The sequence below is a fragment of the Enterococcus sp. HMSC078F03 genome (genome assembly GCF_001811595.1).
Classification (GTDB): domain Bacteria; phylum Bacillota; class Bacilli; order Lactobacillales; family Enterococcaceae; genus Enterococcus; species Enterococcus faecalis.
In genome coordinates this window covers 1-22,322 of the sequence record NZ_KV805560.1, presented here as the reverse complement: position 1 = coordinate 22,322, position 22,322 = coordinate 1, and the positions used below count along the sequence as shown (strand labels likewise).

Here is a 22,322-nt window from a genome sequence, read left to right as displayed (position 1 = left end):
TTTGCATTTTGTTTAGAATCCTGAAATAATTTTAAAGGAGGTCCTAAAAATGAAAGTAAATTTATATAAAATTTTAACTGAAAAAAAGGAAGAATTTTTTGAGCAAATTAATTTAGAATATAAAATGGAAAGCGATGAAGTTCGTCAATATAGACAAAAAAGTGTACATATTCAGTTATATATTGATCGAAATAACTTAGAGGGAACTCCAAAATGGCAATGGATAATTGATGAATTAACAGAAGGAATACATCTAAAAACTTATGGAGCACCCAAAGGAATTTTAACAGTTTCTTTGGATGATGAGTTATATGCGTTTTCTTTTAGTCATGCGCATCATTGTGTTCATAAGTTTGCAGATAAAGAATTTGCCTTTCGTTTTGCGAGAAAGTTAGACTACAAAGAAGTAAAGCGTACAGCTAAAGCAGCGCCGCATAGTTCTAAGGTAAAGATGATTGATGCTTTTAAAGATAATAAATATTTTGATTTTGATAGTGGTGAAGCTTATTTAAAAGTTAAAGCTACCCAAAAATTACCAAGAGATTTTGGAATATATAAAGAAAATATCGAAATTGGGGATGCTTTATCTGTTGAGTTGAAAAATGACTGTCTAACACACATGTTAGCGCTTGTATTTTATGCAAAAAGAATCATTACATCTGAGAAAGAAGAAATAAAAATTCCATTATTGAAGAAATTGGACAAGAATGATGATAATCTTATTAAGAAATTAGATGGGAAATTAATAAAAAAAATAATTGATGGAGAAACACCTATTTATTTTTCAGATTTTGATATTATAGGAAACATAGAGAGTTTTAATGATTATAGTACGGAATATACAGTACATTATTTAAATAGAAAACCGGTTTTTTTAGATGGATTTGACATCAATGATTTACGCATGTTCATTGAAAAAAACAAATTAATAGGCAAAGATATTTTTAAAATCTTTATAGGTAAAGAAATTGAAGGCAAGAGAAAAAAATATGAGATAAAGAAAATATTAGATTACACAGATGAAGAAGAGCGTTATACACTACTAAATGGTGAGTGGTATTCTTATAATAATGACTATCTAGATTATTTAAATGATTCACTTAGTGAAATTCCAGTAATCTATAATCCTGAGTATGATTTTTCTAAAAAAAGGCATGAAACTTTTTGTGCTAAGAAATATGAAGAAGAAAAAAATAGATCTGATTTTACTGGCAAAACAAAGAAAGAGATTAAAGAGTCAATAAAAAGAAAATACTATAAAGAAAGAGTTTATAATCTCTTGCTAGCAGAAGAAAATGAACATTTAGAGAATTATGATCGTCAGTTGACCAAACTATCTAATAATGAAGACATTGAGATTGCAGATATATACTGTAAAGAAACGCAAACATTATTTGCAGTTAAAATCGGTGATGCATCATCCAAGCTAAGTTATGCAGTTACTCAATCACTTGCTTCTTTAGACATTATTCGCTCAGGATTAGTAAAAGATATACCGTCTGTAGAAAAAATAGGTTTGTGGCTTGTATTAGACAAGAAGACTAAGTTGATTGAGCGAGAAAAAGGAATACCAGACTTAACATATTTGAAAATGTTTTTATTCAAAAATTATTTAGACAATTGGAAAAAACATGTATTATATTCTTCTAAAAAGCCAGTTATCTATATAAACTATATGATAGAGTAGAGCAACTTAAAATTTGAGAAAAAGCTTCTCAGCGGTTGCCGCCGCTGAAGAAAACTAGTTCATTGCACAGGCTGATCGTTTCAGTAAAAATTTTAAAGATGCTAGTAATTTCACTGAAAATCGGGTACACTAAAATTAGCTAGTGTAACTAGCAAAAAAGGCAACTGGAATAGATAGGTTGTGCTGTCTATGAAGGGCTTTGTTTGTCAGGTGGTGCTGACATGCAAAGTGCCTTTTTTCTTTTTCTCAACATTTTAAGGACAAAAAACGATTGCAACATGTCACAATCGCTAACCTCGGAGAAAAAGGAATTTTTCTCCAATGGCCATTTCGATAACCTGTTGTGTGTTTCGAAACATTCAGAACGGTGGTGCGTTCTTTCAGTGCCTAATTATCCAATTCGTTTCTTGTTCCTCTATTTACAGTATACTGAATGAAAGCCTATTCTGCAATGATAGAATCAGGTTCCTGTGATTAAATAACATAAAAAATGGGCCCCTTATATAAAGAAAAATAACAAAAGAAATTTTTACTAGAAGAGTCAATTTTACTGCTTTTTAAAATTTTTTACGGCACTTATTCTTTTAACATGTATTAAAGTTTAAATTTAAGAGAAGTATAGTATAATGAGAAGGAGTTATTTTTTCAGAAAGTAGGAAAACCAATGACAAAACCGAAAATCTATACAATGACCTTTGCCAGTGTTTACCCGCTATACATCCAAAAAGTAGAACGTAAAAATCGAACGCAAGCGGAGGTTGACGAAATTATTTACTGGTTAACTGGTTATGATGAAAAAGGCTTGCAGCAACAATTGGCTCAAAAAGTAACGATGGAAACATTTTTTGAAGAAGCACCCAATTTTAATGAAAACGCCCAATTGATCAAAGGCGTAATTTGTGGCTATCGCGTGGAAGAAATTGAAGATCCTTTAATGCAAAAAATCCGTTACCTAGATAAATTAATCGACGAATTGGCCAAGGGAAAAGCGATGGAAAAAATTTTAAGAACATGAAGAGGTCGGGACAGAAGTGTTTAACTCCGAGAACCAAGTAGGTACTGTTCAACATCTATTTGCTTTGCAAATAGTGTTTCTCAGCAATAAGAAGGAATTTCCGAAAGATGCTTTTCGTCTTTCGAGGAATTTCGGCTTATTTCCGAAGGAGTTGCTTCTGTTCCCGCCGTTTATCAGTTTTTGAGCGTGGGACAAAAATTCAAAGTGATTTTTGTCCCACGCTCTTCATGTTCTCTTGTACACGGAATTTAACTATTTCCTGTATTAACGAAAGAGGTAACTCTTGCGTGTAGGGAAATTGAATGGCACCTTTCGAGGTTTTAAAAGGGCGTAATTCTTTGCTGAAACGTTGGATGGCTGATGGCGTAGGATAGAAACCTAAATGTTGCTTGGCCGCCGCAAAATGCACTAAATTGCCATTTAAGTAAAAGGTCGGCATTCCATAAGCGATTTTTTCAGTAGTCTCCTGAGGAACAACCGCTAAAATTGCTTGGTAGATTTCTGTTAACTGTGTTTGATGTTGGGATTGCTGGCGTATATAGTTTGCAATGATGGTCATCTAAAAACACCTCCGTTTGTTTCAGTATACTATGTAAAAAATAAAAGGCGAAGAGGATACAAAAAAACCGTCTAGTATTTTTTCTTTACTAAACGGCTTTTAGCTTAAATAACTACCTAAAGGGTCTTGCATGGAAATGTTTGTCACTCCTTAGTTTAATTGTTTTAAGTGTGCAATTGCTTCTTCAATTGTGTGACCAGTTGCTGTTTTACTTTCATTTTTTGCATCAAAAACAATGAAAATATTTTTGTCTGTGTCTAATTGAATACGGTATTGAATGTTTTTTACTTTGTAAGTCATAGTTATTCTCCTTTCATAAAGTACTCTAAAAAGGCGACGATAACTGATAACGAAATTCCATTGTTACTATACCACTGGAAAATTATTTTTGCAACAAATAACATTTTTTCTTTACTATTCCTTAGACTTCTTTGTTAGCTACTTCTTTACATTCTTTTTCAAGAAGCATAAAATAAATACATTACTAGTTTTTGAATAGGAGATCGATGTGAAAAAGAGAGTTGAGAAAATTAAACGATGGCCCTACCGCTATCTTCTGTATGGAATCGGGTTCATCATATTAATTATTTTTAGTAATTTATATCTGCAATGGTGTCAGAATAACTTGTCTGTTGATTTAGCCTTCAAGTTTGCTTTTTCGTGGCATACGGAAAAGTTTTTCTTAGGTTGTTTTGTGCTAAGTGTTTTTTTACTTTTTTTATGTAGTTTGGCAGGTTCATTAGGAGTTGGCGCTCTTTTATATAGTGTCATAATAGGTGTTTTAGGATTTGCGGACTATCAAAAGATGTTTTATCGTGTCGAACCTATTTACCCAGACGACTTAAAAATGATTACAGAAGTTAGTTTATTAAAAGAAATGGTTGGTTTATGGCCGTTTATTTTTGTGGTAGCGTTATGTTGTGTAGCACTTTTTTTCTTAGGAAAAGCCTTTTATAAAAGTTTCTTTTTATCGAAGAAAAAACAAACGATTCGTGTGTTAAGTCTTGTTCTTTCGATTGGTCTATTTTCATATATTGGTGATTTTAACAATCCGCAAAATTTGTTACGTAAAGCCTATAATAAAACCGCGTTATGGATTCCTTACAGCCAAAAAATGAATTACTACAATACGGGATTTATTGGTGGTTTTCTATATAATTTAAAAGTAGAGGCTATGGACCAACCAAAGGGTTATTCAAAAGAAGCTATTTCAGAAATTACTCAGAAATATCAAAAGTTGGCCGAGGCGAAAACAGTGCCGAGCAATGAGCAACCCAATATTGTGTTTGTCATGAGTGAAAGTTTTTCAAATCCAGATCATCTGAAAGGCTTGTCCATTATTGGTAATCCTTTAGCTGATTATCAGCAAATCGCTGATAAAACTTACAGCGGCCAGATGCTTTCACAAAACTACGGGGGCGGAACTGCGAATATTGAATTTGAAGCCTTAACAAGTTTTTCGATGGAATTAATGAATGCCCAAATGACTACACCTTATACAATGATGATTCCTAAGATGACGGAATTGCCTTCCATTGTTTCATTACTTAAGGAACAAAAGTACCAAACAACGGCTATTCATCCGTACAATACATCTATGTATAAACGAAAAGATGTGTATAAAATTTTAGGTTTTGATCAATTTATCAATGAAAAAACAATGAACTATACAGATAAACTAGAAAATAATCCTTACATTTCAGATCAAGCAGCATATCAGGAAGTGACGACACTGCTTAAAGAAAAAGAGCAACCGCAATTCATTCATTTAGTTACTATGCAAACACATATGCCCTATGAAAACAAATACACAACCTCCAATTATTTTTCTCAAGGAAACGGCAATCAAGTCGCGCTCAATAATTATTTGCAAGATATTGCCTACAGTAGCGAAGCTTTGAAAAATTTCCTACAAGAAATCGAAAAAATGCCCAAACGCACATTAGTCGTTTTTTGGGGAGATCACTTACCAAGTATTTATGATGAAAACATTCAAGCGTTGAATGAAGGGGCAGCCCTTCACCAGACAGAATTTCTAATGTATGATACGGCGGACCAGTTAACAGAAAAAAATCAGCATCAAGCAACCATTAGTCCATTTTATTTTGCTCCCTCACTTTTCCAACAAAGTGGCTTACCGCAATCGGGATTTTACGCTATGCTAAATGAGGTACAAGAACAATTGCCTGCTTTTGAAAAGGGGAATTACTATCTCGGTGGGGAATGGAAAAAAACAGTAGAAATGAATAAAAAGCAAGAACAACTATATGAGGAATACCGACTGATTCAATATGACATTGTTTCAGGGAAGCAATATAGTTTAGAAAATCAATTTTTTAGCTAAAAAAAACACACGAAACATTCGTGTGTTTTTTGATTTTTATTTTAAAGTTTTACGATAAACAATGACATAATAGCTGAAAGCTAACAGACAAGCAAAACTTAAAAAGTAAAGCGGTAAGACCCAAATGGTACCATTGTGAAAGTAACTAATCAAATAGGTAAAGAAACTAACAAACAAGTAATAGACAAAACTAAAAATCCCACTGGCAGTACCAATTACAGATTCATAGCCTTTTAAGGCCATACTTAAGGCATTGGGCAAAGTAATATTAATCCCTAAGAAAAAGAGAAAAATAAACAAAATAAGCCCAATGATTGTTTCAAATTGTGTCATTATTAATAAACAGCAAGCCGCAAAGATACTTAGCAGCAAACCAGCAAAGGCAATTTTTTCCGCTGACCAATATCCCAGCAACCAATTGATAAGAACCGCAGCAAGAATACTAGACACAGCTAAAACTAAACCAAGAAAGCCATATTGGACACTGCTAAAGCCAAAGTGATTGATGAAAATAAACGGGGCTTCTGCATAGTAGCTAAATAATAAACCATTAATGCCACCAATCAATAAGCCGTAGCACCAAACTTTCGAGTCGAAGGAAAGGCGTTTCGCCACAGACCAAAAAGGCGCTTTCGTTAAGGTATTTCCTAAGTGAAAGGTTTCTGGTAAACGATAAAAACTATAGAAAAGTAATAGAACAGCCATGACAATTAAGGTGCTAAAGACATGCTGATAGCCAAAATAGGTTTGAACAAGTCCGCCGACTAAGGGTCCGATGGCAGGAGATAGCGATAGGGCAGCGCTTGTTTGAGCAAAAATTTTCCCTCTTTGAAGATCGTTAAAGCTTTCCCGCATCATCGATTGGGTAATAACAGAACCAACGCTTGCACCAAATGCTTGAATTAAACGGAAGAATAACAGCCAAGGAAATGTCGGACTCAAAAAAAGGCCAATATTTCCAATTAAATAGCATAAAATTCCTAATAACATAGCTGGGCGACGTCCAATCGTATCGGATAGAATTCCCCAGAATAAAACGCCAACGGCAAAGGCAACAAAATAAATACTCATGGTTAATTGTGCCACGCTATCGTGAATGTTAAAAGCAGAACTAAGCGCTGGTAAAATGGGTGTGAAAATCGACTCGCTGATTTGTGGAAATCCCACAAGCAAAATAATAATTAGTAATGATGGGACGGTGTTTCGGGTGTTTTTCATGATTTTTCTCCTTAAAAGTTTAATCTAATCAAAAACACCCATTGTCTTTTACAACCGCCAAATTTAAAATAAGTAAAATAATGTCACCAACTTTCCTTGAAATTTTTTATTATACAAAGTCTAAATGAAGAAGCGCTTCTTCTTGACTAAATTCATAAGTGTAGCGACCGGATAAACCGGCAAGCTCACCTGATGCTTGAAATAGTTCACCTGGGCAGTCTAAAAGACCCTGTGTAAACGTCCCTTTTTCGCAAGCAGTAAAGGTGCCTTTTTTTCCTAAATAAGTTCCTTCGAAATGTAGGAAACCGACCACTTGAGCCATAGCTTCAAGCCCATCTGCCATTGAAGAGCCTTGATAAGTCATTAAGTATTCCACAGAAGCTGTCCCAGATAAGGCGCCTGACAATTGATAAGTAGCGCTCGCTTGATTCACTGGGAAATTTTCATTAAGATTGTCAATCGGTTGTTCTTGCCAACTAGATACAGTAAATGATGCTTGCTCCATTGCTGTCCCTTCTTTCTTATTAATAAGAATAGGGTAGCGGGAAGCGCATTATTTGTCAACAATCCACCACTTTAACTCTTCATTTTTTTACAAAAGAATGTAACGCTAAGCGGTTGATGTGATAAGCAGTTCCTTGTTTTTGAATAAAGCCGCGCTCTCGAAATTGTTTGAAGGTATAAATAAGATGGCGATAACTAACCCCTAAGTATTCGGCAATCTCAGTATGTTTTTCTTTATAAACATCTTCGTGATTAGCGGCAACCAATAGCAATTCCGCTAGCCGATAACTTAGTTCATAGGTCTGATTCGTTGTAAAGTGGTCCACCCGTTGGAGCATTTTTTTCCCTAGATAATGGCTGAGTTGCTGCATAAAAAGTACCTTGTTTTTTAAAACAGTTTCTGCGTAAGCTAAAGGTACAGCCAAACAACAGGTTTCACCTAAGGCGATAACGTCCTTGGTTATCGTTTCCGCTTGGACTAATGTTAAATCGCCAATTAAATCACCTGTCGTTAAAAACTGAACAATGGATTGGCGGCCATTGCGTTCTGTTTTTAAAATTTTCGCTTTTCCTTTGATTAAATAAAAAAGATAATTTAATGGCTCTGCTTGGTGATGAATGAATTCTTGATTTTCAAAATCGATAATAAAACTGTGTTTTAAATCAGTTTCATTAAAAAAAGGCGTATTTTTAGCTAATTCTTGTTTCGGTGATCGTTGGTAGGCTGTTTTAAGCATTTTTTCTCCTTATAATAGGAGATATCTCCTATTTGTTTCTTCTATTGTAGCACATAATAGACGTATCAAGAGTAGAGGAGTTTTTATAATGTGGAAGAAAAAAATTGTGCTATCGTTTCTTTTTTATTTAATTAGTGCATTGGGCATCAGTTTGACAATTCAAGCAGGCATTGGAGTTAGTAGTTTTAATGCATTTAATGTGACCTTCGCAACACTTACTCATTTAAAAGTCGGAACTGTTACCACAGCTATCAATTTCGCTTTTTTAGGCACGTGTTGGTTGTTAGATCAGCAGCGTAAAATTCAGGACTATTTGATTATTTTGATGGCGTTAATTGGCTTTGGTTTTGTCATTAATTTTTTCTTATATCAATTATTTGGTTCGCTTGTTTTTCAAAATTATTTGGTTAAAATTGTTCTATTTATTTTAGGGACAATCATAGCAGGAATCGGGACAGGACAGGTAGTTGCGCTAGGTGTTTTGCAATTTCCCATTGAAAAATTTTGTACACTTATTTCTGAAAGAACGCGCTATAGTTTTCAGTTTTATCGTTATTTAGTTGATATTTTTTGTGTCAGTTTAGCACTAGGATTGTCCATTAGTTATCATTTGCCAATTTTTGTTCGTGAAGGAACCGTGATTAGTCTTTTCTTACTTTCTTGGGTTATTAGTTGGTCGAGAAAGCGGGGACAACAGCGTATTTTACGAATACAAATCAAGAAACTGGAATCCGAATGAAAGGATTTCAGTTTTTTTCAAATGAGCAGAACTTTTATTTGAAAAAAAGAGTGGAAAACGGTATACTAATTAAGTAATTATTCATAACATTGGTTCTCCAATCAATGTTAAATAGTTTTTTCATGAGGGAGTAACTGACAGTATTTATGCTGTGACAACATCACCAACTCCGAAAGCAATTTCTGGTGTTGTCTTAAACGGTGAGACTTATGTATGTTCGACGTAGTAGCATACACAAGTCTATTTTTTTTCATTTATTTTTGATGAAATGTAAAATAGTACTTGGAGGATGCTGCAAAAAATAGAGGAGGAAGAACATGTCAGAAGAAAAGAAAACACAATTGTCTGAAGCGTTTTACGCACAAGACGACACAGTTGTTTTGGAGAAAATGAACACAACAACTGATGGATTAAGTGCACAGGAGGCTCAAAAGCGTTTAGAAACGTACGGGGAAAATGTGCTAGATGAAGGGAAGAAAAAATCACTTGCCGTGAAATTCTTTGAGCAATTCAAAGATTTTATGATTATTGTTTTATTAGCGGCAGCGGTCATTTCAGCCGTCTTTTCCCATGATGTGGTAGACTCGATTATCATCTTAGTGGTTGTTATCTTGAACGCCATCTTTGGGGTCATTCAAGAAGCCAAAGCGGAACAAGCCATTGAAGCATTAAAAGAAATGTCTTCACCAAATGCGAATGTTCGCCGTGATGGACACGTCATTACTGTTAAAAGTGATGAATTAGTACCAGGCGACATTGTTTTATTAGAAGCAGGGGATGTCGTTCCAGCTGATTTACGTTTATTGGAAGCGAATAGCTTAAAAATTGAAGAAGCAGCGTTAACCGGTGAATCTGTTCCAGTTGAAAAAGAAGTAACCATCTTAGAGGGAACCGATATTGGTATCGGTGACCGAATCAATATGGCTTATTCCAATAGTAATGTGACGTATGGACGTGGTCTTGGCGTTGTGGTTGGCACAGGAATGAATACAGAAGTCGGTAAAATTGCTGGCATGCTAGCAAGCGAACAAGAAACGGAAACGCCTTTAAAACAAAACTTAAACCAATTGGGTAAAATGTTAACAATTGCCATTTTAGTCATTGCAGCGGTGATGTTTGTGGTAGGAATGATGAATGGTCGTTCATGGATTGACATGTTATTAACGTCAATTTCGTTAGCTGTAGCGGCAATTCCAGAAGGATTACCAGCGATTGTCACGATTATTTTGGCTTTAGGGACTCAAAAAATGGCCAAGAAAAATGCGATTGTCCGTAAGTTACCAGCCGTTGAAACATTAGGAAGTACAGATATTATCTGTTCAGATAAAACAGGTACGTTAACCTTAAATCAAATGACCGTTGAAGCGTTGTATACAGATGGTCAAGTTTTATCTGCTTCCACAGAAATTCCTGCTGATAATATGGCTTTAAAAATCATGAACTTTACGAATGATACAAAAATCGCTCAAGATGGTTCATTAATTGGTGACCCAACAGAAACTGCCTTAGTACAATTTGGTTTAGATCATGCGTTTAACGTAACCGAAAAAGTAGCAGCTGAACCTCGTGTGGCAGAGATTCCTTTTGACTCTGATCGTAAATTAATGACTACTGTTCATGAATTAAAAACAGGTGGCTTCCTAGTTTCTGTCAAAGGTGCACCAGATGAATTATTGAAACGTTGTACGGAAATCTTATCAAATGGAGAAACAAGTCCATTAGATGAAACAAAACGTCAAGAAATTTTAAAAACCAACACTTCATTAGCGAAACAAGCCTTACGTGTTTTAGGAATGGCTTATAAATATGTTGAGACGATTCCAGCCGAAATGAGTTCTGAACTTGTGGAAAAAGATTTAACATTTGCTGGTTTAGTCGGTATGATTGACCCAGAAAGAAAAGAAGCTGCAGATGCTGTAAAAGTCGCGAAAGAAGCGGGTATTCGTCCAATTATGATTACGGGTGACCACCGTGATACAGCAGAAGCAATTGCGGCACGTTTAGGCATCATCAAAGAAGGCGACGACGATGCAGTCATTACAGGCGCTGAATTAAATGAATTGTCAGATGAAAAATTCGCACAAGTCGTGGGACGCTACTCTGTCTATGCTCGTGTTTCACCAGAACACAAGGTTCGGATTGTTAAAGCGTGGCAACAAGAAGGAAAAGTGGTTGCGATGACTGGTGATGGCGTAAATGATGCCCCAGCCTTAAAAGCTGCTGACATCGGGATTGGTATGGGAATTACCGGAACAGAAGTATCAAAAGGTGCTTCAGATATGGTCCTTGCCGATGATAACTTTTCAACAATTATTGTAGCGGTAGAAGAAGGACGTAAAGTCTTCTCAAATATCCAAAAAACGATTCAATATTTACTTTCAGCTAACCTAGGGGAAGTATTAACCTTGTTTATTGCAACAATGCTCAATTGGGATACCTTGTTACCTGTTCACTTATTGTGGATTAACTTAGTAACGGATACTTTCCCAGCGATTGCGTTAGGTGTGGAACCAGCAGAACGTGATGTGATGAGCCATGAACCTCGTGGTAAAAAATCGAACTTCTTCTCTGGCGGCGTTTTAAGCAGTGTTGTTTACCAAGGGATTACGCAAGGGGCATTGACTTTGATTGTGTATAAAATGTCAATTATGTTCCCAGCACATACCGCGGCTAACACAAACTTATCGGCGCAAGCGTTGTATGATTTACAACACGGCGATGCTTTAACCATGGCCTTCGCTACTTTGGGATTAATTCAATTGTTCCATGCCTTTAATGTGAAGTCGATTTATCAATCAATTTTCAAAGTTGGTTTATTCCGCAACAAATCATTTAACTATGGGATTCTTGTTTCGTTCTTGCTATTAGCTGCAACGATTGTTATTCCAGGATTTAATGATTTATTCAGCGTCACACATTTAGATGCATATCAATGGGCAATTGTAGCAGGTACTTCTTTTGCTATCATCCCAATTGTGGAAATTGTGAAGTTCTTCCAACGTAAAGCAGGTAAAGGTGCTTAATAAATAAGTAAAGAAAATTGGCTGGTACTTAAACCAGTCAATTTTTCTTTATGTAAGGAGTGAAAGGGCTTGAAACGGAAAATTATTTTCGAAACACAACGACTTATTGTCAGAGAATGGCAGATGGAAGATGAAGTGGAATTGAAAAAATTTTTGCAAGATGAAAATGTGATGTATGCCTATGAACACGCTTTTTCTGATGAAGAGGTTGCAAACTGGCTAAAGTGGAACTTACAGTCCTATCAAGAATGCGGCTACGGCTTATGGGCGTTAGAGAAGAAGCGAACAGGCGAAGTTATCGGCGAGTGTGGCCTCACCAATCAATTAGTAAAAGGCAAGAGCTATCCAGAAATTGGTTATCATTTATGTGGAAAAGAATGGCACAAAGGGTATGCGATTGAAGCTGCCGCAGCGACAAAGCAATACGCATTCGATGTATTAAATTTTCCAGAAGTTATTTCAACGATTCGTGATACGAACTTAGCCTCTATGAATGTCGCTATTCGAAACCAGATGCTTGTTAGGGATCGATACATTAAAACATACCGTGGCAAAACGATGCCTCACTATGTTTTCTCTGTTAAAAATCAAAAGAATAAAGACTGAAAAAGTGCCACTTGTCAGATGGAATAGAAAAAGTGTAAAATGGAGTGAAAGAGAAAAGGGAAAAGAGGGATGGTTATGAGACCAAATTTAGGATTTTACGTTCAAACAATCAATGATATCGTTAAAACAACAGAAGATATTGGCGAAGTCATGAATCCATATTACGAAGAAGTTCGTCAAGCGATTGATAAGAATAAAGTGAATGATTTAACAGCCGAACGAATTGCAGAAATTCAAGCAAAATTTAAAGAAGGTACTGAAAAATATGAATTAATGCTCAAAAAAGTCGGAACATTAAAACCGACGCCACAAGTACTTGGCATTCATAAAAAATTTCAACATGCTTATACAGAATATGTAGCAGGATGCAATGAAATGATTTTAGCAACAGATCCAGAAACAGGTATTGATGCAGATTTATTTAATGCTTCAGAGGAAAAGCAGGATCAAGCAACGGATGAATTAACCTTTGCCATTACACGGATGAGCAACATTCTTTTGAAAAAATAAAAAACTAATAAAAATAACTAACGAATTTAATATTTTTTTCATGTCTTTTTTATGGACAAAAGAGAAAGTGTATTGTATTATTAATTCATACCAACAACAACCTTTTTATTTTTCATTTTACTCTTATTGAGTAAATACTCCTTTTCCATCGGCAAAACTGCCGGTGGTTTTTTTGTTATTTTTTTATTTAATAATAAAACAACCTTTGATTTTATAAAAATCAAAGGTTGTTTTAGCTTGTTAATTTTCAACATTTCGCACATAATCATCAAAGTATTGAATTAACTCTTTCTTGATTTGTTGATAATCTGCTTCAGAATAGTTCTTTTCTTCTAGTGTGCCATTAAAAAATGGCAAATTTAGTTCTTCTTTTAAACGTTCAATCACTTCTTCTTGCTTCATAAGGACCCCTTCTCAACGAATTGTTCTCTTCTATTATAGAACATTGTAGTCATCCGTCAATTGCTCAAAGGCAATTTTCATTTCCTCTAGACGTTCATTCAATTGATGGGTTTCATCTTCTTCATTGAAAAAATGTTGTTTTAATTCAAAATAAAAATTTTCGAAGGCTTGGAAAAAAGGCTCAGACTTGTTATTTTCAAGAGCAGGAACACTTGTGTAGAGAACACGAGCGCTATGGTAGTAAGTGCAAACCTCGTTAATATTTAATAAAATACGCGCTTCTTCTGGGCGTGGTCGACTTGTAACTAAGTCATGTAAAGATAAACTTTTTGTATGGGTTTCAGATAAATAAAATAAAAATAGTTCCAATTGCTCTTTTGTTGCAGACATGAAAACTCCTCCTCAAACAGTAGTAACATTTATTATAAATGAAAATGAAAGTGCTTGAAAAGCAATGCGCTCAGCAAAAATAATTATTTTAAGTGAAAACTATAGTTGTTGCTTTAGCATTCTTTTTAATCATGATAAACTGAGAGAAGTATATAGGTCCTGACAGAGGAGGAAACAAATGAAAATTGTGATTATTGGTGCATCATTCGCAGGTATTTCCGCAGCAATTGCTTCAAGGAAAAAATATCCCCAAGCAGAAATTTCTTTAATTGACAAACAAGCAACAGTGGGGTATTTATCTGGTGGCTTAAGTGCGTATTTTAATCATACCATCAATGAATTACACGAAGCACGTTACATAACGGAAGAGGAATTACGTCGTCAAAAGATTCAGTTGCTTTTAAATAGAGAAGTCGTGGCAATGGATGTTGAGAACCAATTGATTGCTTGGGCACGAAAAGAAGAGCAACAGTGGTATTCTTATGATAAATTGATTTTAGCGACAGGCGCGAGCCAGTTTTCCACGCAAATTCGTGGTAGTCAAACAGAAAAACTACTCAAATATAAATTTTTATCAGGTGCTTTAGCGGCTGTTCCATTACTGGAAGAAAGCCAGACAGTAGCCGTCATTGGTGCAGGACCCATTGGAATGGAAGCTATTGATTTTCTTGTGAAAATGAAGAAAACGGTCCATGTCTTTGAAAGTTTAGAAAATCTATTGCCTAAATATTTTGATAAAGAAATGGTTGCAGAAGTTCAAAAATCTTTGGAAAAACAAGCAGTAATTTTCCATTTTGAAGAAACGGTCCTAGGAATTGAAGAAACAGCAAATGGTATTGTTCTTGAAACAAGCGAGCAGGAAATTTCTTGTGACAGTGGGATTTTTGCTTTAAACTTACATCCTCAATTAGCCTATTTGGATAAAAAAATTCAACGGAATCTGGATCAGACAATCGCGGTGGATCCTTATTTACAAACTTCAGTGCCGAATGTTTTTGCCATCGGAGATTGCATTTCAGTTATGAATGAACCAGTCGCGGAAACTTTTTATGCTCCGTTAGTGAACAATGCGGTACGAACTGGCTTAGTAGTCGCCAACAATTTAGAAGAAAAAACACACCGATTCATTGGCTCTTTGCGAACAATGGGAACAAAAGTAGGGGACTATTACCTTGCTAGTACAGGTCTAACCGAAATGGAAGGTTTATTTTTTCCGCAAACACTTGCTTCCGTAATTGTTAGACAGCCAGCGCCGCCTCTACAACATGGGACAGAAATTTTAGGCAAATTAATCTATGATAAAGTGACGCAACGAGTCCTTGGGGCACAGCTTTGTTCAAAAAACAATTGTTTAGAAAAAATAAATACTTTAGCATTAAGTATCCAAACAGGTCAGACACTGACAGACCTATTACAAAAAGATTATTTTTATCAACCTTCCTTAACCAATATTTATGATATTACAAATTTGATGGGTGCTTCGGCTTATTGGAGAGAGAACGATGAAAGTTGAGACGTTATTGGAAAAGAAAGCAATGCGACAATTATTAACGGTGCAACAAACTATCTTAGCAGGCGGCACCTGCTCAGTCTCTGATTTAACAGCATTCTTAGCGGTCACAAAAGCCTCCTTTGAAAAAGACTTAGAGGATTTACATTATTTTTTGAAACCTTTTGGACAGGATTGTCAGCTTACTTATGATGGCCAACAGCTATCAATCACCTTATCGGATTTTTTTTCGTTGAATCATTTAATTGAAGCATTTGTAAAAGAGTCTCTTAAATTTCAACTTTTAGATTATTTATATCGTAATAAAGAGTTTTCTATTGTTCAATTAACGACTAAATTTATGATTAGTGAGTCTTCTTTATTTCGAAAGATTAAAGAACTCAATCAATTGTTAGCCGCCTTTGATTTGCAAATAAAAAATGGACAACTACAGGGAGAAGAATTGCAGATTCGTTACTTTTACTTTCAGTTGTATTGGTATATTACTCCCTATGAAACACACCAGAAAAAAACGATGTCGCCGTTAAATAAACGGATAATTGAAGGGATTGAGACTGGCTTAGGTTTTACTTTTAATGAACATAATGCGTTAAAAGTTAGCCTTTGGTTGAGTATTACGAAAAAGCGCTTAGCGGTCACTTCAAAAAAATATCAACAATTGAGAAAGAAAATGAGTGATTTTAAAGAAGATCCGTTATTTAAGCAAGTTCGACAATTGTTTTTCCGTTTTTCTAGTCGCTATTCATTAGAATTAGATGAAGGAGAAAGCATGATTCATTTTGTTTTTCTAATCACAATGTCGGTCTTACCAGAATCAGCCTTTGATGAATATTCCTTAATTCGGGGACGTCGTTCCGCTGTTTCTTTAGCTGATACGTTTATCTTGGAAAATGTGGTCTTGTATTATCGGCCCCATAAATTTGAACCTACTCTTGAGAAAACCATGGCTTACTATTTTTCACAAATTCATGGAAAACTGTATTTTTTTAAAGGAGAATTGGAAGTCTTTGATAGGGCCCATATCTGGGAAAAAGAACAGCAATTATCTAGTCGGGAATTAGCTTCTTTTTCAACAACGTTATTAGAAAAAGCTTTAGCTTGTTTTGATGAAACGTATCAACCAGGAGATAGTTTGCATGAACTTTCTCTGGTCAAATATTTAAGCGTGTTGGCATTAATTGAATTTAAAATGATTGGTGAAATAAAAATTGGGATTCACTTAGCAATGGATGCTCTTTATCAAGCGGCGTTAACACAAGTATTAATGCTCAGTCTTAAAAATATGAATGGCACGCTGGTGGAGAGGTATCAGCCTGAACAAACATATGATTTAATTGTAACTAATTATCAGCAAACGAGCTATCAAGGAACACCGGAAGTCTATGTTTTGTCAGAATTAAGTTCGACCTATGATGTGCAACAATTAAAAAAGAAAATACGTACCTTGCGGGAGAAATAAACAAAAGGTTGGTGTGACGGAAATTGTCTGATCCTCGCACCAGCCTTTTTACAACTAAAAGTCGAAAATTAGGCTTTTTTAAACAAAAATGTTTCTTTTTATTGAAAAATTAGAGATAATAAAAATATTATTGAAAGCGTTGTCTTTGTTGGTTTTAGTAGAAATCCTTTCAATTTTTTTAAAATAAAAAAAGTTTTTGACATGTTTAGTTATTCTTTTGTTTGTAAGATAGGGACATAAAGAAAACGATTTCAAAAACGTTTAGGAGGAATTATCATGGCAGAAGAAAAATACATTATGGCGATTGATCAAGGAACGACTAGTTCTCGTGCAATTATTTTTGATAAAAAAGGAAACAAAATTGGTAGTTCACAAAAGGAATTTACTCAATATTTCCCTAATGCAGGTTGGGTGGAACATAATGCCAATGAAATTTGGAATTCTGTTCAATCCGTTATTGCAGGTTCTTTAATTGAGTCAGGAGTGAAACCTACAGATATTGCTGGAATTGGGATTACAAACCAACGGGAAACAACCGTTGTTTGGGACAAAGCAACTGGGTTACCCATTTATAACGCAATTGTTTGGCAATCACGCCAAACGACACCTATTGCCGATCAACTAAAAGAAGATGGCTACAGCGAAATGATTCATGAAAAAACTGGGTTAATCATTGATGCTTATTTCTCAGCAACGAAGGTTCGTTGGATCTTAGATCATGTAGAAGGTGCACAAGAACGTGCAGAAAACGGCGAATTGATGTTTGGAACAATTGATACTTGGCTCGTTTGGAAATTAACGGGAGATACTCATGTCACTGATTATTCAAATGCAAGTCGGACGATGTTGTTTAATATCCATGATTTAGATTGGGATCAAGAAATTTTGGATCTTTTAAATATCCCACGAGTGATGTTACCGAAAGTCGTTTCGAACTCTGAAGTGTATGGACTAACAAAAAATTACCATTTTTACGGAAGTGAAGTTCCTATCGCTGGGATGGCTGGTGACCAACAAGCCGCCTTATTTGGTCAAATGGCCTTTGAACCTGGGATGGTTAAAAATACCTATGGAACAGGCTCATTTATTGTCATGAACACTGGCGAAGAACCTCAACTTTCTAAAAATAATCTGCTTACCACTATTGGCTATGGCATTAACGGCAAAGTATATTATGCCTTGGAAGGAAGTATCTTCGTGGCTGGTTCAGCGATTCAATGGTTACGAGATGGCTTAAAAATGTTGCAAACGGCTGCGGAATCTGAAGCAGTAGCCAAAGCGTCAACAGGGCACAATGAAGTTTATGTGGTTCCTGCATTCACTGGTTTGGGTGCACCATATTGGGATTCACAAGCGCGTGGGGCTGTCTTTGGATTGACACGCGGTACCACGAGAGAAGATTTTGTCAAAGCGACACTTCAAGCAGTTGCGTATCAAGTTCGTGACATTATTGACACGATGAAAGAAGATACAGGCATAGATATTCCCGTCTTAAAAGTAGACGGTGGAGCAGCAAACAATGATTTCTTGATGCAATTCCAAGCAGATATTTTAAACACTGCTGTTCAAAGAGCCCATAACTTAGAAACAACGGCCTTAGGCGCAGCTTTCTTGGCGGGCTTAGCGGTTGGCTTCTGGAAAGACTTAGAAGAAATCAAAGCATTCCAAGAAGAAGGACAACAATTTGAACCCATTATGGCGGAAGAAGAACGAGAAGATTTATATGAAGGTTGGCAACAAGCAGTAGCAGCTACCCAACAATTCAAACGTAAAAATAAGTAAATGGAAAAGGGGAATTTTCTATGACTTTCTCAATAGAAACACGCCGACAATCAATCGACGCTTTAAAAACACAACACTTAGATGTCTTAATTATTGGTGGTGGCATTACTGGCGCAGGCGTTGCCCTGCAAGCCAGTGCCGCTAAAATGAAGACAGGGTTAATTGAAATGCAGGATTTCGCAGAGGGCACCTCTTCACGATCAACCAAATTAGTTCATGGTGGTATCCGCTATTTGAAAACGTTTGACGTGGAGGTGGTGGCAGATACAGTGAAAGAACGAGCCGTCGTTCAATCCATTGCGCCACACATCCCTAAAGCGGACCCCATGTTATTGCCGATTTATGATGAGCCAAATGCAACATTTAATCTATTTTCTGTCAAAATAGCAATGGATTTATATGATCAGTTAGCTGATGTAACAGGTACCAAGTACGCCAACTATCTGTTAACAAAAGACGAGGTTTTGGCACGTGAGCCACAACTAAAAAGTGAAGGTCTACAAGGTGGCGGTGTTTATTTAGATTACCGAAATAATGATGCTCGTTTAGTTATTGAAAATATTAAACAAGCAGTAGCTGACGGGGCGCATGCTGTGAGTCGGGTTCAAGCGGTGGGCTTTTTATACAATGATGAAGGGAAAATTACTGGCATTCAAGCAAAGGACCTACTAACTGACGAACAGTTTGAGATTCACGCAGATGTTGTGATTAATACTACTGGTCCTTGGTCAGATAAATTAAGAGGCTTAGACAAAAACGATTCATTTACACCACAAATGCGTCCAACCAAAGGGGTCCACTTAGTTGTCGACAAAAGCCGTTTAAATGTTCCTCAACCAACGTATTTTGATACAGGTAAACAAGATGGCCGCATGGTCTTCGTTGTTCCAAGAGAAGAAAAAACATATTTTGGGACGACGGATACAGATTACCATGGAGATTTTCAACATCCAACAGTAGAACAAAGTGATGTGGATTACCTATTGGAAGTAGTAAATAATCGTTATCCAGAGGTGCAATTAACAATTGATGATATTGAAGCCAGCTGGGCTGGCTTACGACCTTTAATTTCTGCTAACGGTGGCTCAGATTATAACGGGGGAAACAATGGCAAACTTTCAGATAAAAGTATTGATGAAGTCATTGATGTCGTTGACAGATACCAAAAAAACCAAACAGATAAACGAGAAATTGAAGAAGTCCTAAACCATCTAGAAGACAGTTTGGTGGAAAATAAAGTCAATCCTTCAGCTGTCTCTCGAGGCAGCTCATTGGAAAGATCAGCGGATGGCTTGCTCACTTTGGCTGGTGGGAAATTAACAGATTATCGTAAAATGGCAGAAGGTGCGATGAAAATGATTCAAACCATCTTAGCAGAAGAATACCAAAAAGAATTCACCTTAATTGATTCTAAAAACTATCCAGTTTCAGGCGGGAAATTGAACCCTGCAACGGTAGACGAAGAATTAGAAGCGTTGGCAAAACATGGCGTATCTAAAGGGTTAAGTGAAAAGGATGCACTATACTTAGCTCATTTATATGGCTCCAACGTACCAACTGTTTTTGAAATGATTGATGATGCCAAAGTAATTCCTGGTTTAACCTTAACAGAAACTATCTCTTTAAACTATGCGATGGAAGAAGAAATGGCTTTAACACCCGTCGACTTTTTATTGCGACGGACCAACCACTTATTGTTTATGCGTGATCGTTTGGACCAAGTGAAAGCGGGAGTCATTGAAGAAATGGCACAGCATTATCAGTGGACAGCGGAAGAAAGAGCACGACACATTGAAACATTAGAAAAAGTAATTGAAGAATCAGATTTAAAAAATTTGAAAGTAGGGTGAAGAAAAAATGGGAACTTCGATGATGACACAATTATTCGGTGAATTTTTCGGAACGATGATTTTAGTTTTACTAGGGGATGGCGTCTGTGCCGCAGTTAACTTGAAGAAAAGCAAAGCCTTTGCTTCTGGTTGGGTCGTTATTGCTTTAGGTTGGGGCGCTGCTGTTACATTAGCTGTTTACATGTCTGGGTATATGAGTCCAGCGCATTTAAATCCTGCTGTAACAGTTGCGATGGCAATTACTGGAAACTTTGAATGGGGCATGGTTTTACCTTATATCGTAGCTCAAGTCCTAGGCGGTTTTATTGGTGGTTTAGTTGTCTGGTTAGCTTATTTACCCCATTGGAACATTACAGAAGACAAAGGTGCTATTTTAGGAACCTTCGCCACTGGTCCAGCTGTCCGTAACTATCCAGCCAATGTTTTAACAGAAATTATCGGCACATTTGTTTTGGTTTTTGGCTTACTAGCCTTTTCTCAAAACGACTTAGCGGCTGGCATTAACCCAATGCTTGTTGGGATTTTGGTCTTAGGACTAGGTCTATCATTAGGCGGACCTACAGGTTATGCAATTAACCCTGCACGTGATTTAGGACCTCGTTTAGCGCACCAAATTATTCCTGTGAAAACAAAAGGTGATTCTGATTGGGCTTATTCTTGGGTGCCAATTGTAGGACCTATCTTAGGTGCTTCATTAGCTGCAGTAATTTATTTATTCACTATTTAATAGAAAAAACGGATAACTAACTGAATAGAAAAAAAGAACGAACCCAGAAATCTACACTAATTTTTGGGTTCGTTCTTTTTTATTGTAAATCGAAAATAGCGATACTTATTTTACTGAAAATTAATTCCCAATCTTCCCGGGTTAACTCTTCTTCTAAAATATAAATTCGTTCAATTTTTTTAGGCAAATTAAACATAGGATAATCAGTAATTACAATGTCGCAAGTAGAAAAATTCGTTCGTTCAAAAATAATGTCCTCACTAAACGCTTGTTTAATTTTCATCATGATAAAACTCGCAATGTAAAAATCGCGAGAATACGACACGCCAATTTTTATTTTAGTACGTGGGCTATAATGTTTATAGATTCTTAGTAGTAATTCGCATATCCAATTAGGATTTTCTTGGTCTTTAAATTCTAATTGATAAGGGAAGTTACCTGAAAAACTTTGATAAAAATCATAAATTTCCTTCTGTAAAGTCTTTTGGCTAGCACTGTTTTTATTGACTAAGAAATCTAGAATTGCTGTATTTGGTTGTTTAGAAATAAACAGTTGATTGTAAACAACATTTTTAAACAAAATAAGTAAAAAGTAATGACGATCAACTTCGCGCATTTCTGAAATCTGAAAAACTTGGCAAAAATCGGTTAGTAAGGCATCTACGTAGTAATATTCGGGACAAGAAATTTCAATTAAAGAAGCCAGTAAATATTCAGCTTGTTTTGCTGAATCAAAATTATCAATTGCGATTGGTGCAATGATATTGATGACTTCTTTTTGTGTTTTTGAAAAATCTGATTGACAACAAAAGATAGTTTGAGTAGGTTCCGAATAAAGTGATAAATAAGGGTGCTTTTCAAATTCTTTTTGGAGTTCTACTTCACAAGTATAGGGGAAGCGGTATTTCGCAATGTGTAAGAGTAAATTTAATTTTAATCGGGAAGCAAACTCTAACCGTTCAAGTATTTCTGGTTTAATGTGTTGAGTCAGTATATCTTCAAAATAAGTAGACGTATACTTTGGTAAGGCTAAAGTATTTAAGAATATAGTCCAATAAACATCTAGGAATGCATAGATAACTTGAAACTCAGTACCTTTTATCACTTTGCTAGCTGAAGGTGAAAAATGTACCGAAATACCGTAAAGAGCTAGTAACTTATTAATATTATTGAGTCTTTTATAAATATAAGAAGAACTAAAATTTGTTTCTTGACTGACTTTCCAGAGAGAGTGTAAAATATTTTGTGTAAATGAAAAAA

At 35.8% G+C, this 22,322-nt stretch carries 21 protein-coding genes; 13 read left to right on the top strand and 8 right to left on the bottom strand.

Going from position 1 to position 22,322, the window contains the following annotated elements; all coding sequences use genetic code 11:
• Positions 1 to 49 precede the first annotated feature (49 nt).
• From HMPREF2810_RS07335 to HMPREF2810_RS07325, 3 genes are all read left to right on the top strand, one after another.
• Complete coding sequence (locus tag HMPREF2810_RS07335; protein WP_010715310.1) at positions 50 to 1,687, top strand: DUF6119 family protein; 1,638 nt, start codon at positions 50 to 52, stop codon at positions 1,685 to 1,687.
• A gap of 221 nt (positions 1,688 to 1,908) precedes the next feature.
• Complete coding sequence (locus tag HMPREF2810_RS16045; RefSeq protein ID WP_002357102.1) at positions 1,909 to 2,124, top strand: hypothetical protein; 216 nt, start codon at positions 1,909 to 1,911, stop codon at positions 2,122 to 2,124.
• A 227-nt stretch (positions 2,125 to 2,351) separates the two neighbouring features.
• A complete protein-coding gene (locus tag HMPREF2810_RS07325) occupies positions 2,352 to 2,702 on the top strand; it encodes a DUF2200 domain-containing protein (protein ID WP_002419678.1) in 351 nt (116 codons plus the stop codon).
• Positions 2,703 to 2,901: 199 nt separating this feature from the next.
• On the opposite strand, the gene HMPREF2810_RS07320 is transcribed toward HMPREF2810_RS07325, so the two are convergent.
• Together HMPREF2810_RS07320 and HMPREF2810_RS07315 are read right to left on the bottom strand one after the other, a co-directional pair.
• On the bottom strand, positions 2,902 to 3,261 hold the full coding sequence (locus HMPREF2810_RS07320) for an iron chaperone (RefSeq protein WP_002400669.1): 360 nt from the start codon (positions 3,259 to 3,261) through the stop codon (positions 2,902 to 2,904).
• 150 nt (positions 3,262 to 3,411) lie between these two features.
• On the bottom strand, positions 3,412 to 3,561 hold the full coding sequence (locus tag HMPREF2810_RS07315; protein ID WP_002357118.1) for a hypothetical protein: 150 nt from the start codon (positions 3,559 to 3,561) through the stop codon (positions 3,412 to 3,414).
• Positions 3,562 to 3,769: 208 nt separating this feature from the next.
• On the opposite strand from HMPREF2810_RS07315, the gene HMPREF2810_RS07305 reads away from it, so the two are divergent.
• Positions 3,770 to 5,605, top strand: coding sequence for an LTA synthase family protein (locus HMPREF2810_RS07305; protein ID WP_010715309.1), 1,836 nt, complete (start codon positions 3,770 to 3,772; stop codon positions 5,603 to 5,605).
• Positions 5,606 to 5,641: 36 nt separating this feature from the next.
• Here HMPREF2810_RS07305 and HMPREF2810_RS07300 read toward each other — a convergent pair whose 3' ends face one another.
• The 3 genes from HMPREF2810_RS07300 to HMPREF2810_RS07290 form a co-directional block, all read right to left on the bottom strand.
• Positions 5,642 to 6,823, bottom strand: a complete 1,182-nt coding sequence (locus tag HMPREF2810_RS07300; protein ID WP_002365813.1) for a multidrug effflux MFS transporter — start codon at positions 6,821 to 6,823, stop codon at positions 5,642 to 5,644.
• Between the two features lie 109 nt (positions 6,824 to 6,932).
• Positions 6,933 to 7,328, bottom strand: coding sequence for a DUF3224 domain-containing protein (locus HMPREF2810_RS07295; RefSeq protein ID WP_002425930.1), 396 nt, complete (start codon positions 7,326 to 7,328; stop codon positions 6,933 to 6,935).
• A gap of 79 nt (positions 7,329 to 7,407) precedes the next feature.
• Positions 7,408 to 8,064, bottom strand: a complete 657-nt coding sequence (locus HMPREF2810_RS07290; protein ID WP_010715308.1) for a cyclic nucleotide-binding domain-containing protein — start codon at positions 8,062 to 8,064, stop codon at positions 7,408 to 7,410.
• A gap of 88 nt (positions 8,065 to 8,152) precedes the next feature.
• On the opposite strand from HMPREF2810_RS07290, the gene HMPREF2810_RS07285 reads away from it, so the two are divergent.
• The 4 genes from HMPREF2810_RS07285 (at position 8,153) to HMPREF2810_RS07270 (ending at position 12,942) form a co-directional block, all read left to right on the top strand.
• On the top strand, positions 8,153 to 8,803 hold the full coding sequence (locus HMPREF2810_RS07285; protein ID WP_010715307.1) for a YczE/YyaS/YitT family protein: 651 nt from the start codon (positions 8,153 to 8,155) through the stop codon (positions 8,801 to 8,803).
• A 317-nt stretch (positions 8,804 to 9,120) separates the two neighbouring features.
• Complete coding sequence (locus HMPREF2810_RS07280) at positions 9,121 to 11,826, top strand: cation-translocating P-type ATPase (RefSeq protein ID WP_002419934.1); 2,706 nt, start codon at positions 9,121 to 9,123, stop codon at positions 11,824 to 11,826.
• Between the two features lie 69 nt (positions 11,827 to 11,895).
• Positions 11,896 to 12,432 carry a GNAT family N-acetyltransferase gene (locus HMPREF2810_RS07275; protein ID WP_002425928.1) on the top strand — a complete coding sequence of 179 codons (537 nt, stop codon included), beginning with the start codon at positions 11,896 to 11,898 and terminating at the stop codon, positions 12,430 to 12,432.
• 69 nt (positions 12,433 to 12,501) lie between these two features.
• Positions 12,502 to 12,942 carry a hypothetical protein gene (locus HMPREF2810_RS07270; protein WP_002385841.1) on the top strand — a complete coding sequence of 147 codons (441 nt, stop codon included), beginning with the start codon at positions 12,502 to 12,504 and terminating at the stop codon, positions 12,940 to 12,942.
• 240 nt (positions 12,943 to 13,182) lie between these two features.
• On the opposite strand, the gene HMPREF2810_RS07265 is transcribed toward HMPREF2810_RS07270, so the two are convergent.
• A complete protein-coding gene (locus HMPREF2810_RS07265; RefSeq protein ID WP_002357133.1) occupies positions 13,183 to 13,344 on the bottom strand; it encodes a hypothetical protein in 162 nt (53 codons plus the stop codon).
• Positions 13,345 to 13,377: 33 nt separating this feature from the next.
• The gene (locus HMPREF2810_RS07260) at positions 13,378 to 13,734 is read right to left on the bottom strand and encodes a hypothetical protein (RefSeq protein ID WP_002419931.1); all 357 of its coding nucleotides are present in this window, start codon (positions 13,732 to 13,734) and stop codon (positions 13,378 to 13,380) included.
• Positions 13,735 to 13,912: 178 nt separating this feature from the next.
• Between HMPREF2810_RS07260 and HMPREF2810_RS07255 the strand changes: the two genes are divergently transcribed.
• The 5 genes from HMPREF2810_RS07255 to HMPREF2810_RS07235 all read left to right on the top strand — a co-directional run bounded on the left by HMPREF2810_RS07255 (position 13,913) and on the right by HMPREF2810_RS07235 (position 21,062).
• Positions 13,913 to 15,247: an FAD-dependent oxidoreductase gene (locus tag HMPREF2810_RS07255; RefSeq protein WP_010715306.1), complete on the top strand. Its 1,335-nt coding sequence runs from the start codon at positions 13,913 to 13,915 to the stop codon at positions 15,245 to 15,247.
• Complete coding sequence (locus HMPREF2810_RS07250) at positions 15,237 to 16,703, top strand: AcpB/EbpR/MafR family transcriptional regulator (RefSeq protein ID WP_010715305.1); 1,467 nt, start codon at positions 15,237 to 15,239, stop codon at positions 16,701 to 16,703. The genes HMPREF2810_RS07255 and HMPREF2810_RS07250 overlap by 11 nt, the downstream gene beginning before the upstream one ends.
• Before the next feature lie 276 nt (positions 16,704 to 16,979).
• Positions 16,980 to 18,485, top strand: coding sequence for a glycerol kinase GlpK (glpK, locus tag HMPREF2810_RS07245; protein WP_002357138.1), 1,506 nt, complete (start codon positions 16,980 to 16,982; stop codon positions 18,483 to 18,485).
• 20 nt (positions 18,486 to 18,505) lie between these two features.
• Complete coding sequence (gene glpO / locus HMPREF2810_RS07240) at positions 18,506 to 20,335, top strand: type 1 glycerol-3-phosphate oxidase (RefSeq protein WP_002366863.1); 1,830 nt, start codon at positions 18,506 to 18,508, stop codon at positions 20,333 to 20,335.
• A 7-nt stretch (positions 20,336 to 20,342) separates the two neighbouring features.
• Positions 20,343 to 21,062, top strand: coding sequence for an MIP/aquaporin family protein (locus tag HMPREF2810_RS07235; protein ID WP_002357140.1), 720 nt, complete (start codon positions 20,343 to 20,345; stop codon positions 21,060 to 21,062).
• A 79-nt stretch (positions 21,063 to 21,141) separates the two neighbouring features.
• Here HMPREF2810_RS07235 and HMPREF2810_RS07230 read toward each other — a convergent pair.
• A partial coding sequence (locus HMPREF2810_RS07230; RefSeq protein ID WP_070635599.1) for a helix-turn-helix domain-containing protein occupies positions 21,142 to 22,322 on the bottom strand: 1,181 nt, incomplete at its 5' end.